Origin of the sequence: Streptosporangium sp. NPDC050284 (assembly GCF_044459525.1) — a bacterium.
Taxonomy (GTDB): domain Bacteria; phylum Actinomycetota; class Actinomycetes; order Streptosporangiales; family Streptosporangiaceae; genus Streptosporangium.
Map to the genome: position 1 here is coordinate 16,361 of NZ_JBITIZ010000037.1, position 12,832 is coordinate 29,192.

A 12,832-nucleotide genomic window follows, 5' to 3' on the forward strand; every position below is an offset into this window, starting at 1 on the left:
TCCCGGGCACCTACGGGAGACACGAATGGGCCGTTACATCCTCAGGCGCCTGATCCAGTCGATACCGGTGCTGCTGGGCGCCACCCTGCTCATCTACGCCATCGTCTTCGCGCTGCCCGGCGACCCCATCGCGGCGCTGGCCGGCGAGAAGCGCATAGACCCCAACATCGTCGCCATCCTGCGCGAGCAGTATCACCTGAACGATCCGTTCCTGGTGCAGTACTGGTACTACATCACCGGCCTGTTCGGCGGTGACTTCGGCACCACCTTCGCCGGTGTCGGAGTCGGCGAGATCATGGCGGGCAAGTTCCAGGTGACCATCAACCTGGCGGCGACCGCCCTGGTGATGGAGGCCGTCATCGGCGTGGGGCTCGGCCTGTACGCGGCGCTGCGCCAGGGCAGGGCCGGCGACTCGATGATCCTCGCCTCCACCCTGGTGCTGATCTCCATCCCCACCCTCGTCACCGGCTTCGTGCTCCAGCTGCTGCTGGGGGTGAAGCTCAAGCAGGCGGGGATCGACCTCTTCCCCGTCGCGGGCGTGACGGAGGGCTGGCGCAGCTACCTGCTGCCCGGCTTCGTGCTCGCGGGGACGTCGATCGCCTACCTCACCCGGCTCGCGAGGAACAGCCTGGTGGAGATCCTGCGCGCCGACTACATCCGCACCGCGGTCGCGAAGGGCCTGCCCCGGAAGCGGATCGTCGGGCGGCACGCGCTGCGCAACGCGCTGATCCCGCTCGTCACCTACCTGGGCGCCGATCTCGGCGTGCTGATGGGCGGCGCGGTGATCACCGAGACGATCTTCAACCTGCCGGGGATCGGCCAGCAACTGTTCAGCTCCGTATATCTGCGCGAGCAACCCGTGGTCGTCGGCATCGTGACCGTCCTGGTGCTGATCTACATCCTGGCCAACCTGGTCGTCGACCTGCTCTACGCCGTGCTCGACCCGAGGATCCGCTATGAGTGACACCCTTGTCCCGGCCGGAGGGAAGACCGGGGGCCCCAAGCACGGCAAACCGCGCAGGGGAGTCAGGGGCGCGAAGGCGCCCAAGACCGCGAGCCTGTGGGGCGACGCCTGGTACGACCTGCGCCGCCGCCCGCTCTTCATAGGGGCGTCCCTCCTCATCGCCGTCCTGGTCGTGATGGCGGCGTTCCCCTCGCTGTTCACCTCGGTGAACCCGTTCGACGCCAGGAGCTGCCAGCTTGGCGACGCCCGGCTGGGCATGAGCGAGGCCCACTGGTTCGGTACGGACAACCTGGGCTGCGACATCTACGCCCGCACCGTCTACGGCGCCCGCAACTCGATCGTGGTCGGCCTGGCCACCACGATCGTCACCGCGCTGGTGGGCGGCCTGCTCGGTCTGCTCGCCGGGTTCACCGGCGGCGCGCTGGACACCCTGCTCTCGCGGATCACGGAGATCTTCTTCGCGATCCCGTCGATCCTGGGCGCCCTGCTCATCCTGGCGGTGTTCCGCACGGGCAACGTGTGGACCGTCATGCTCGCGCTTGCCGTGCTGACCTGGCCGATGACGTACAGGATCATGAGGGCGGCGGTGATCACCGCCAAGAGCCAGGACTACGTGCTCGCGGCGAGGGCGCTCGGCGCCTCCGCGTCGCGGATCATGTTCCGGCACATCCTGCCGAACGCGATCGCCTCGGTGATCGTGGTCGCCACGATCAACCTGGGCTACTTCATCGCCGCCGAAGCAGGTCTGTCCTTCCTCGGCGTGGGCCTGCGCTCGCCGGACATCTCGTGGGGACTCATGATCTCCGACGCGAGGGAGCGCTTCCTTGAGGCTCCGTGGGCGCTGCTCTTCCCGGCGCTGTTCCTGAGCCTGACGGTGCTCGCCTTCATCATGCTGGGCGACGCGGTCCGCGACGCCCTCGACCCGAAGCTGCGGTAAGGGGGAGCCGTGAAGAAGACCTCGACACAGGTGGTGCCCTCCAGAGAGACGCCGGGCGGCGAGCCGCTGCTCGTCGTCGACGACCTGCACGTGGAGTTCGTGACCAGGCAGGGCGTGGTCAAGGCGGTCAACGGGGTCGGCTGCTCGCTGAACCCCGGGGAGACGCTCGCCGTGCTCGGCGAGTCCGGCTCGGGCAAGTCGGTGACCGCGCAGGCCATCATGGGCATCCTCGACTCCCCGCCGGCCCGCGTCACCCGGGGCGAGATCCGCTTCCGGGGCACGAACCTGCTCGGCCTGTCGGAGGAGGCCCGCGCCCAGGTGCGCGGCCGGCGGATCGCGATGATCTTCCAGGACGCGCTCTCCGCGCTGAACCCGGTGTTCACCGTCGGCGACCAGATCGGGGAGATGTTCCGGGTGCACCGGGGCGCCTCCAGGCGCGACGCCACCAAGAAGGCGATCGAGCTGATGGACCGGGTCCGCATCCCCGCCGCAAGGCAGCGGGTGCACGACTACCCCCACCAGTTCTCCGGGGGGATGCGCCAGCGCATCATGATCGCGATGTCGATCGCGCTCGACCCCGAGGTGCTGATCGCCGACGAGCCGACCACCGCCCTCGACGTGACGGTGCAGGCCCAGATCATGGAACTCCTCGGCGAGCTGCGGCGCGAGAGCGATATGGGCCTGATCCTGATCACCCACGACCTCGGCGTGGTGGCCGACGTCGCCGACAAGATCGCGGTCATGTACGGCGGGCGGATCGTGGAGAACGCCCTCGTACACGACATCTACCGCAGGCCCGCCCACCCGTACGCCAAGGGCCTGCTCGACTCGATTCCCCGGGTCGACCAGAAGGGCCAGGAGCTGTACGCCATCAAGGGCATGCCGCCGAACCTGCTCGACATGCCCACGGGCTGCGCCTTCCACCCTCGGTGCCCGTACCGTCAGGACAACTGCGTCGTCGACGCGCCCCCGCTGTACGAGATCGGCCCCACGCGCGCCAGCGCGTGTCACTACTGGAGGGAGGTCCTCGATGGCAGCCACGGGTGAGCCGATCCTTGAGGTTCGCGACCTGGTCAAGCACTTCCCGCTCACCCAGGGCATCGTCCTGCGCAGGCAGGTCGGCGCGATCAGGGCCGTCGACGGGGTCTCCTTCGACCTGCGCCGGGGGGAGACGCTCGGCATCGTGGGCGAGTCTGGGTGCGGCAAGTCCACGCTGGCCAAGCTCCTGATGGCACTGGAGCGGCCGACCTCGGGCTCGGTGAGGATCAACGGCCGGGAGATCGCCGACGCCAAGGGCGGCGAGCTCAAGCGGGCCCGCCGCAACATCCAGATGGTGATGCAGGACCCGTACACCTCGCTGAACCCTCGGATGACCGTGGGCGACATCGTCGGCGAGCCGTTCGAGATCCACGGTGAGGTCGCTCCCAAGGGCGACCGGCACCGCAGGGTCCAGGAGCTCCTTGAGGTGGTGGGTCTCAATCCCGACCACATCAACCGATACCCGCACCAGTTCTCCGGCGGCCAGCGCCAGCGCATCGGGATCGCCCGCGGCCTCGCGCTCCAGCCGGAGATCATCGTCTGCGACGAGCCGGTCTCCGCGCTCGACGTGTCGATCCAGGCGCAGGTCGTGAACCTGCTGGAGCGGCTGCAGGACGAGTTCGGCCTCGCGTACGTCTTCATCGCCCACGACCTGTCGGTGGTCCGGCACATCTCCGACCGGGTGGGGGTGATGTACCTGGGCAAGATGGTGGAGATCGGGAAGGACACCGAGATCTACGACCGGCCCGCGCACCCCTACACCCAGGCGCTGCTGTCGGCCGTTCCCGTGCCCGACCCCGAGGGGCGCGAGCGCCGTGAGCGGATCATCCTCCAGGGTGACCCGCCGTCTCCCGCCAGTCCGCCGTCGGGGTGCCGGTTCCGTACGCGCTGCTGGAAGGCCCAGGAGATCTGCGCCGTCGAGGAGCCGCCGCTGCGGGTCAGGCCCGGCACCGCGCACGCGAGTGCGTGCCACTTCGCCGAGACCCACGACGTGATCCACGCGTAGGAGGGCGTCGAGGAGACCGGCGATCCCCGGAAGAACGGCGGAGGGTCCGGTCCGCAGAGCGATTTCGCGGGCGGGGCCGGGAACGACGGAGGGCGCGGCCCCCACATGGAATTGTGGAGGCCGCGCCCTGCCCGCTTTACCGTAGGACGTCTTTACCGCGAGACGTCTTTACCGCAGGACACCCTCTGAAGGGACGTCCGTCCTGCTAGAGGATGTCGACGCCGACGCCGCCGATGCCGACAAGGCCGCCGATGCCGACGCCGTGGCCGATTCCGCTGCCGCTGCTGATGATGTTGCCGCCGCCGCCGATGGTGTTGCCGCCACGGCCGATGAGGCCACCGCCGAGGATGCCGCCACCGCCGAAGCCGCCGCCGCCGTACACGCCGCCGCCGTACACGCCGCCCCCGTAGACGCCGCCGCCGTACACGCCGCCCCCGTAGACGCCGCCGCCGTAGCAGCCGGCCCCGTAGACGCCGCCGCCGTAGACACCGCCGCCGTAGACGCCGCCGCCGTACACGCCGCCCCCGTAGACGCCGCCGCCGCAGCCGGTGGTCACGGCGGTGGGGATGACGGTGGTGCCGTACGTGACGGTGCTCGTCGGGATGAAGGCGGGAGCCGCGCTGACGACGCCGACGCCGACGCCGCAGCAGTCGGCGGCCTTCTTGGCGGCCTTGGCCTGGGCGGCGGCCTTGACGACCGAGGCGGCGGTGACCTTGGTCGCGGAGCTGGTGGAGGACGTGGACGCGGAAGCGGCCACGGCCGGCGCGAGGACGGCGACACCGACGCACGCGGAGGTGATGAGAAGACGACGAATCATTGTGTTCCCCCTGGAAGGAAATCGTCGCGGCAGCGTATGAGGCCTTTTGAAAGGACCGTCTGCGCGCGGCTACTCAAAGTAACGGGAGTGAGACTATCCAGCGACATGCTTTCTGGAGGGTCAAGAATGGTCAGCTTGTGGTAATGATCGCGGATCCGTGATTGAACGAATAATGGCCGCTCGCTGTTTCGATCCGGGCGCGCCCGCTCTGCCGTACCCCTGTGGATTCCTTAACTGCCAGGTCAGCTCGTATATCCGGTGGAGGGCAGGCTGCTCGCGGGCGGCGAGGGTGGTGAGCCTCGACACCGCCGAGGTCGGAGGCCGGGCCGGGGGGAGCGAGAGAACGAAAAGGTGTCATTGTCCGAGGGAATGCGGACACGTCACCGGAATTCCGGCATGTGTATTTACGGCTGAAACGATCCTTCAGTTATAACGATAATTCGGTAAACGGTATAACGCGTCGGGAGACTTCGTCCCGAGCCGCTTTTGCTGTGCCTTTCATGGGCAGGGGGAGAGGCGTACGTGGGCTCCGGGCGGCAGGCCGAGCCGCTGGGAGGCGTCGCCCGAGTTGACCGCGAGTGCGACCAGCCCGGCCGAGTCGGTGAAGGCCACGATCTCCCCGGGCGGCACGGAGGCGAAGCTCTCCTTGAACGGCACCGAGAGCCGCCGCCTGCCCAGCCAGACCACCAGCGTCTCTCCCAGCGCGACGCCCAGCGTCGCCAGGTCGCCGGAGCCGATCGAGAGCTGGGCGTTGCCGTGCCGGTCGATCGAGAGCACCTCCCCCTCGACGCAGTCCTCCTGCAGCACGGAGGTGGGCGCGGGCAGCGAGACCAGCCGCTCCAGCGGGATCTCCTGCCCCAGCTCGGACGGGTGGCGCCCGATCGCCAGGTGCGCCGCGACGGGGGCGAAGAGGTCGCGCCCGTGGAAGGTCGGCGAGACCGGTTTCAGGAAGAGGTCCGTGTTGGACAGCTCGTAGGCGGCACGCGCGCCCCCGCTGGCGTGGATCGCCCACGACAGGAGCCCGTTGTCCGGGCCAAGGAACACGTGCTCGCCGGCCTCGACCGCCACGGCCCTGCGCGAGCCGCCGCCGCCGGGATCCACCACGGCGACGTGCACGCCGGAGGGAAGATAGGCGATCGTCTGGGCCAGGATCGCCGCACCGCGGCGCACGTCCCCCGAGGGGACCAGATGGCACACGTCGATGATCCGCGACTCGGGAGAGATTCCGACGATCACGCCGTGACATGCGGCGATGTAGCCGTCTTCCAGTCCGTAGTCGCTGAGAAGGCTGATGACAGAGGTCACATCAGGTGACTGTACGTCTCCACATCCGTCATGAACAGCGCGAAATTCCGGACTATCCTGACTTCGGGCCGCGCGTGCGCGGTGTGACCGCCGCGTGCCCCCCCGACGGAGGAGGAAGCAATGGACACCGCGCCGAGTTCCGGTGACAGTGCCGCTCCGGAGCCCGCGCAGAGGGCTCTCACCGACAGGGAGCGCGAGTTGCTCGCCTTCGAGCGCCAGTGGTGGCGCTACGCGGGCGCCAAGGAGCAGGCGGTCCGCGAGGTCTTCGACATCTCCGCGACGCGCTACTACCAGTTGCTCAGCGAGCTCATTGACCTCCCGGCGGCGCTCGCCCATGATCCGATGCTGGTCAAGCGCCTGCGCAGGCTCCGCGAGACCCGCCGCCGCGACCGTTCCGCCCGAAAAATGGGCTTGCGCCGCTGATCTCCGGGTACGACCGGTCGGGGCGGGCCGATCACGAGCGACAGGTTGAGGCGAGAATGACGACGAACACGTCCGAAGGGCTGAAGGCGATCGTCGCCGACCCGGCGGGGGCGGTGATCGGGCTCGACTTCGACGGCACGCTGTCCCCGATCGTCCCCGATCCCGCGTCGGCGAGGATCCACCCCGGCGGGGCCGAGGTGCTGGGCAGGCTCGGCCGTCTGGTCGGCGCCGTGGTGATCGTGACCGGCCGCCCCGCCGCCACGGCCGTCGAGTACGGCTCCCTGGCCGAGGTTCCCGGGCTGGTCGTGCTCGGGCACTACGGCCTCGAACGCTGGGAGGCGGGCACGCTCGCCGCCCCGCCCGTTCACCCGGGTCTCGACCTGGCCAGAGGTGGGCTCGTCTCGCTCGTCGAGGGGATCGAAGGGGTGAGGATCGAGGACAAGGAGCGGTCGGTGGCCGTGCACACCCGGCAGGCGGCCGATCCGTGGGCGACGCTCGACGCGCTGCGTGAGCCGGTCGCCGCGCTGGCGGCGGGGGCCGGGCTCGCGGTGGAGCCGGGCAAGTTCGTGCTGGAGCTGCGCCCGCCGGGGACGGACAAGGGGGTGGCGCTGAGCGCCTTCCTGGGTGAGCGGGCCGCTCGGTCGGTGCTGTTCGCGGGGGACGACCTGGGAGATCTCGCGGCGTTCGCGGCCGTGCGGGCCTCGGGTCTGCCGGGTGTGACGGTGTTCAGCGGATCACCGGAGATCGAGGTCGAGGCCGACATCGTGGTGGACGGCCCTCCGGGGGTGCTGGAGCTTCTCACCTCGATCGCCGACGCCGTCGAGCGCGAGGCGTAGGAGGAACGCCCGTTCAGGCCGGCTCGCCCACGGCCGCCGGGGAACGTCCGCCCGCGGTGACGAGCAGTCCCGCGACGGCGAGCCCGATCAGGGCGGGGACCATGAGGAACGCCCGCTGGGTGCCGAACCCGTCGGCCAGCGCGCCCAGCAGGAACGGCCCGATCCCCACCGCGAGCCCGGAGAAGATCGAGGCCATCGCCGACGCGCGGTCCCGCCGCCCGCCGGAGGCGGCCAGCACCCGCGACAGCGCCATCGGGAAGTGCAGCGCCACCCCCAGCCCGGAGACGGCGAGGCCCGCGTAGGAGACGACCGGGTTCGTGCTCAGCCAGAAGATCGCCCACCCGGAGGCCGCGACCAGGAGCGCACCGAGGAACAGTGCGGTCGGCGGGATTCGCAGGGCGAGCCACGCCCCGGCCAGCCGCCCGGCCGCCATCCCCGCGGTGAACGCCGCGACCGCGGTCGCGGCCACCGCCGCGGGCAGCCCGGTCTGGTCGGAGAACAGCTTGGCCGCCCACAGGTTGAAGCAGAACTCCATCGCGACGCAACAGAACAGCACGGCCGCCGCCAGGTAGAACCGCCAGCCGAAGCGGGCCTCGCCGTCCGTGGCGGCACCGTCGACGGCCTTCTCCGCCTCGGGGATCCGTACGCGACCCATGGTCAGCGCGAGCAGCGCGGCCAGCACGGAGGTCACCAGCAGCGCGGCGCGCCAGCCGAGGGCGCTCTGCGCGGCGGCGCTGACCACGAAAGGGACCCCGATGCCGACGATCACGCAGACGGCGTTGGCCTCGCTGATCGCCGCCGGACCCGCGGGACCGTGCCTGTCGTCGAGCGCGGCCATGCCCAGGTACAGGACGAGCGAGGCGAGCCCGCTGGCGACGCCGTACCCGAGAAGGGTGACCGGCAGCAGGGTGGGGGCCGCCGCGACCATGAGTGTGCCGACGCTCATCCCGGCCATCCCGGTCCAGATGGCGGCCCGGCGGCCGATCCTCCCGACCAGCCAGGGCAGGGCGAGACCGACGACGATGCCGCCGAGGGCCATCGCGGTCCCGTGCAGCCCGGCGACCGCCTGGGAGACGCCCTGGTCGAGGCGGAGCAGCGGGAGCGCGGCGCTGAGACCGTACAGGTAGGTGGCGAAGACGCCGAGCTGGAGGTAGATCAGCCAGGTCGCGCGGTCGCGGATCAGCCGGACGTGCGCGGTCGCGGTCAACTCGGCCCCCGTACCCTGAAAAAGTGAAATAGCAGCCAAAATTATCCCATGTAGGGATAAAGCTGCTTAACGGGCTGGATCGTCACCCGAGGGCGTCGAGCTGCTCGGCGAACCACCGGTGCGGGGGGAGCGCGGTCGCCGCGGCGGCGAGCAGGCCGCCTCTCCTGGCGCGCTCGGCCGAGGGCATCGTCAGGCCCTCGTGCAGCGCGGCGGCCGTGGCCGAGACGTCGTAGGGATTGACCGTGAGCGCGTGCTCGCCCAGCTCGGCGGCGGCACCCGCCTCCCGCGACAGCACCAGCGCGCTGTGCGGAGACAGGACCGGTCCCTCCTTCGCCACCAGGTTCATGCCGTCGCGGATCGGGTTCACCAGCAGCACGTCCGCCAGGCGGTAGGCGGCGAGCGAGCGCGGGTAGTCGTCGTTGACGTTGAGGATGAGCGGATCCCAGTCCTCGGTGCCGTACTCGTCCTCGATCTCCTTCGCGCAGCGCTGCACCGCCGCGGTGTACTCGCGGTATTCGGGCAGGTCGTGCCGGGAGGGGTAGGCGAAGGCGAGGTGGGTGACCCGGCCGTGCCACTCCGGGTAGGTCGCGAGGAACTGCTTGTAGGCGAGCAGGCCCCGCACGATGTTCTTCGACAGCTCCGTCCTGTCGATCCGCACGATCAGCCTGCGGTCGCCCACCTGGTCGCGGAGCGCGGCCATGTGCGACTCCACGTCGGGCTCGGAGGCCCGGGTCCACAGCGCCTTGCCGTCCACGCCCAGGCTGTGGGTGCCGATCCTGGTGGTCCTGCCCGCGTGCGTGACCGTACGCTCCCCGCGGTCGACCCGCGCCCCGAGCACCGTCTCGCAGCAGTCCATGAACGCCCCGCCCCAGCGGTCGGTGAGGAAGCCCGCGTGGTCGGCGCCCAGGATGCCTTCGAGGAGCTCGGTCGCCACGTCGTCGGGGAGCAGGCTGAAGTATTCCGGCGGGGCCCACGGCGTGTGCGAGAAGTGCGCCACCCGCAGGTCGGGGCGCTCCCCCCTGAGCATCGCCGGGGCGAGACTCAGGTGGTAGTCCTGCACCATCACCCGCGCCCCGTGCGGGGCCTCCTCGGCCAGCGCCATCGCGAACGCCTCGTTGTAGGCCTGGTACGACTCCCACTCCTTGCGGAACCTGGCGTCGAAGTGCGGCCTGTTGGGGGTGTCGTAGAGGAGGTGGTGGACGAACCAGAGGGTGGAGTTGGCGACCGCGTTGTACGCGCGGTGAAAGGTGGCCGGGGGGATGTCGAGCATCCGCACCGTCCCGGTGTCGTAGCCCGCCTGGTCGAGCCTGCCGCCGGGCGCGAGCCGCACGGCACCGCGGTCGCCGTCGGACAGCGCCGCGCAGACCCACAGGGCGTTGACGTCCCTCGCGACCTCCGACAGCCCGGAGACCAGGCCGCCCCCTCCCCTGCGCATGGACAGCGAGCCGTCCTCGGAGAGGGTGAAGGAGACGGGGCCGCGGTTGGAGGCCACCAGGATCGCGCTCATGAGATCCCTTCTTCACTGGCTGGGGACACGCCTGTTTTCGAAGGTTAACCGGCACCGCAGCGGGTGTCCTCGCCCTTCGGGTCAACGAAAGAACGGTGTTCAACGAATTGTGTCAGCTCTTGTCGGCAGGTGAAGTGATGAGGCCCGACGTATCACCTTTTTGGCGGCAAGAAGGGGAGGGCTTTGGCAGGGAGAAGGTGAGGGGCGCCGTCCGAGAGCCGGACCATAGGATGTCCAGCGACCGTGACCGCTGATGGGGGCCCGTGATGGCGCTGGACGAGACGACCGAGGACCTGGCCCGATCGGCCGCCCAGGGCGACCACCGCGCGCTCGGTGAGCTGCTGAGGCGGATCGAGCCCGCCGTGCTCAGGCACTGCGGCCGGATCCTTCCCTTCAGGCAGGACGCAGAGGAGGCTTGCCAGGACACCCTGCTCGCGGTGGCGCGCAACATCGGCCGTTTCGAGGGACGTGCCCGGTTCAGCACCTGGCTGCACATCGTGACCGCCAACTGTGCGAGGACCACCTACCGCTCGCTGAAGCGCCGCGCCGCCGAGCAGAGCTCGGACGAGCTGCCGCTGCAGAAGCCGGACGTCGCCCGGGTGAGCGTGATCGCCGGGTCCCGGCTGGACCTGCTCGACGCGATGGAGGCGCTGGAGGCCGAGAAGCCGGAGCTCGCCCAGGCGCTGGTGCTGCGCGACATCTGCCAGCTCGACTACAACGAGGTGGCCGAGCAGCTCCGGATCCCGCTGGGCACCGCGAAGTCGCGTATCCACCAGGCGCGCAAGTACGTCCAGGGCGCCCTGGGCGACGCCTACGGCTTCTGATCCCGATTTTGACCCCGGCCGCCCGGTCTGGGGTCGGTCCCGGCTGTCCGGCCAGGGGTTTGGTCTCGGCCTCCCGGTCCGGGAGGGGCCGGGCGGGTGGCGGTAACCGTTCGAGAACACCTTCCGCGTGGCGCGCGGCCTCGGCGGCCTTACCTGATCTAAAGTGGCGTTGCCCACGTCGCGTGATCAATTGGTGACATGTGGTGACCTCCCCTCGTGCTTCACAGGAAAAGGTCGAGGAGAGCCCACATGTCCCGCAGATACGCCGTCATCGCATCATGCGCCCTGACCGCCACCGCACTCGCCCTGGCCGCGGTACCGGCCGGAGCCGAACGCCAGGCGGCGGGCGCCCAGGCCCCGCGCGCCATCCCGTCCGCCGACACGGCCGTGCCGGTCGTCTCGGCCGCACTGAAACCGCCGCCCGGCATGCTGGAGGCGCTTGCGCGCGACCTCCGGCTGACCCCGGCCCAGGCTCAGGAGCGCCTGCTCAACGAGGCCCGCCTCACTCCGATCGCGCTGCGGCTGGCGAAGAAACTCGGTCCCCGTTTCGGCGGCGCCTGGCTTCGGGGAACCACCGCGAACACCCTGGTGACGGCCACCACCAGTGCCACCGACATCCCCTCGATCCTCGTGGCGGGCGCCGAGGCCCAGGTCGTCTCCAGGTCACTGGCGGAGCTCGCCGAGGTCCAAAATAAGCTCAGCTTCTCCCCGAATTCCTCACCGCGCGTGGCGGCCGTGCGCTATGTCGACGTGAAAAGAAACAAGGTGCTCGTCCTCTCCCTGAACCCCGACGCGGCCGAGGGCGTCATCCTGGGCAGCGACGTGGATCAGGATGCGGTGCAGGTGGTGCCCACCGCCGAGGCTCCCCTGCCCCTGTACGACCTGGTGGGCGGCAACGCCTACTACATCGAGAGCGTGGAACGCTGCTCGATCGGCTTCCCCGTGCTCAAGGGCACCCGGCCGGGTTTCGTCAGCGCGGGCCACTGCGGAAAGGCCGGCGACACCACCACCGGCTACAACCGAAACCGCCAGGGTGTCTTCCAGGCGTCCACCTTCCCTGGCAACGACTACTCCTGGGTCGCGGTCAACGCCGACTGGACCCCCACCCCGTCGGTGAACAACGGGAAGGGCGGCACGGTGCCCGTCGCCGGCGCCGGGGTCGCCATCGAGGGGGCCTCGGTCTGTCGGTCCGGCTCCACCACCGGCTGGCACTGCGGCCTCATCCAGCAGCGCGACGCCAGCGTCACCTATCCCCAGGGCGCCGTCCACGGGCTGACCCGCACCAGCGTCTGCGCCGAGCCCGGAGACTCCGGCGGCTCCTTCATCTCCGTCGACCAGGCGCAGGGCGTCACCTCAGGCGGCTCCGGCGACTGCGACCAGGGTGGCACCACCTACTTCCAGCCGATCGGCCCGATCCTCACCGCCTACGGTCTGACCTTGGATACCACCGCGGGTAATCCGCCGCCGTCGGCCACGGGCAACTGCACCGGCTTTCCGAACACCTACACCGGCACCCTGGCCGTCGGCGCGTCCGCCTACCAGCCGAAGGGCCTTTACTACAGGTCGACCGCAAGGGGCGTGCACTCCGCCTGCCTGGCCGGTGCCGACGGCACCGACTTCGACCTGTACCTGCAGAAGTGGAACGGCAGCAGCTGGGCGGTCGTCGCCACCTCCGACGGCCCGACTTCCAACGAGAGCGTCTCCTACACCGGCACGGCCGGCTACTACCGCTACCGGGTGGTCTCCTCGGCCGGCTCCGGCCCCTACACCCTCGGATTCAAGGTGCCGTGACACATTCCCGGACACCTTCCGCGGGCCGTGTCCGGCGCTGACCGGAAAGGGTGAGGCCCCCGCCGGGGGGGGGGGGGGCCCCGGGGGGGCCCCCCCCGGGGGGGGCCCCCCCCGGGGGGGGGGGGGGGGCCCCCGCCCCCCCGGGGGGGGGGCGGGGGGCGGTGTGGGGAGGGGTAC

Annotated in this window: 12 protein-coding genes; 8 read left to right on the forward strand and 4 right to left on the reverse strand. The window is 70.3% G+C overall.

The window, feature by feature from the left end; translation table 11 throughout:
* The first annotated feature begins 25 nt into the window (after window positions 1–25).
* The 4 genes from ACIBH4_RS38895 to ACIBH4_RS38910 are packed head-to-tail and all read left to right on the forward strand — an operon-like array spanning window position 26 to window position 3,945.
* Complete coding sequence (locus tag ACIBH4_RS38895) at window positions 26–964, forward strand: ABC transporter permease (protein WP_350950271.1); 939 nt, start codon at window positions 26–28, stop codon at window positions 962–964.
* A complete protein-coding gene (locus ACIBH4_RS38900) occupies window positions 957–1,901 on the forward strand; it encodes an ABC transporter permease (protein WP_362522155.1) in 945 nt (314 codons plus the stop codon). Before ACIBH4_RS38895 ends, ACIBH4_RS38900 begins: the two co-directional genes overlap by 8 nt.
* A gap of 9 nt (window positions 1,902–1,910) precedes the next feature.
* Entirely contained in the window at window positions 1,911–2,948 is a 1,038-nt protein-coding gene (locus tag ACIBH4_RS38905) for an ABC transporter ATP-binding protein (RefSeq protein WP_362770110.1), read from the forward strand.
* On the forward strand, window positions 2,932–3,945 hold the full coding sequence (locus ACIBH4_RS38910) for a dipeptide ABC transporter ATP-binding protein (RefSeq protein ID WP_362522151.1): 1,014 nt from the start codon (window positions 2,932–2,934) through the stop codon (window positions 3,943–3,945). The genes ACIBH4_RS38905 and ACIBH4_RS38910 overlap by 17 nt, the downstream gene beginning before the upstream one ends.
* Before the next feature lie 205 nt (window positions 3,946–4,150).
* Here the strand turns inward: ACIBH4_RS38910 and ACIBH4_RS38915 are convergent, their stop codons facing one another.
* Both ACIBH4_RS38915 and ACIBH4_RS38920 read right to left on the reverse strand, forming a co-directional pair.
* Entirely contained in the window at window positions 4,151–4,762 is a 612-nt protein-coding gene (locus ACIBH4_RS38915; protein ID WP_362522149.1) for a hypothetical protein, read from the reverse strand.
* Between the two features lie 498 nt (window positions 4,763–5,260).
* On the reverse strand, window positions 5,261–6,067 hold the full coding sequence (locus ACIBH4_RS38920; RefSeq protein WP_362522147.1) for an SAM-dependent chlorinase/fluorinase: 807 nt from the start codon (window positions 6,065–6,067) through the stop codon (window positions 5,261–5,263).
* Window positions 6,068–6,187: 120 nt separating this feature from the next.
* On the opposite strand from ACIBH4_RS38920, the gene ACIBH4_RS38925 reads away from it, so the two are divergent.
* Both ACIBH4_RS38925 and otsB read left to right on the forward strand, forming a co-directional pair.
* Entirely contained in the window at window positions 6,188–6,490 is a 303-nt protein-coding gene (locus ACIBH4_RS38925; protein WP_362522145.1) for a DUF3263 domain-containing protein, read from the forward strand.
* A gap of 56 nt (window positions 6,491–6,546) precedes the next feature.
* Window positions 6,547–7,326, forward strand: a complete 780-nt coding sequence (gene otsB, locus ACIBH4_RS38930) for a trehalose-phosphatase (RefSeq protein WP_362522143.1) — start codon at window positions 6,547–6,549, stop codon at window positions 7,324–7,326.
* A gap of 13 nt (window positions 7,327–7,339) precedes the next feature.
* Here the strand turns inward: otsB and ACIBH4_RS38935 are convergent, their stop codons facing one another.
* Window positions 7,340–8,533 (reverse strand): MFS transporter, encoded by a 1,194-nt coding sequence (locus ACIBH4_RS38935; protein WP_362522141.1) that lies wholly within the window; start codon window positions 8,531–8,533, stop codon window positions 7,340–7,342.
* A gap of 82 nt (window positions 8,534–8,615) precedes the next feature.
* Window positions 8,616–10,040: a trehalose-6-phosphate synthase gene (locus tag ACIBH4_RS38940; RefSeq protein WP_362770112.1), complete on the reverse strand. Its 1,425-nt coding sequence runs from the start codon at window positions 10,038–10,040 to the stop codon at window positions 8,616–8,618.
* A gap of 266 nt (window positions 10,041–10,306) precedes the next feature.
* Between ACIBH4_RS38940 and ACIBH4_RS38945 the strand changes: the two genes are divergently transcribed.
* Window positions 10,307–10,864, forward strand: a complete 558-nt coding sequence (locus ACIBH4_RS38945; protein WP_350950281.1) for an RNA polymerase sigma factor — start codon at window positions 10,307–10,309, stop codon at window positions 10,862–10,864.
* A gap of 249 nt (window positions 10,865–11,113) precedes the next feature.
* Window positions 11,114–12,655, forward strand: a complete 1,542-nt coding sequence (locus tag ACIBH4_RS38950) for a S1 family peptidase (protein WP_362770113.1) — start codon at window positions 11,114–11,116, stop codon at window positions 12,653–12,655.
* Window positions 12,656–12,832: the final 177 nt, after the last annotated feature.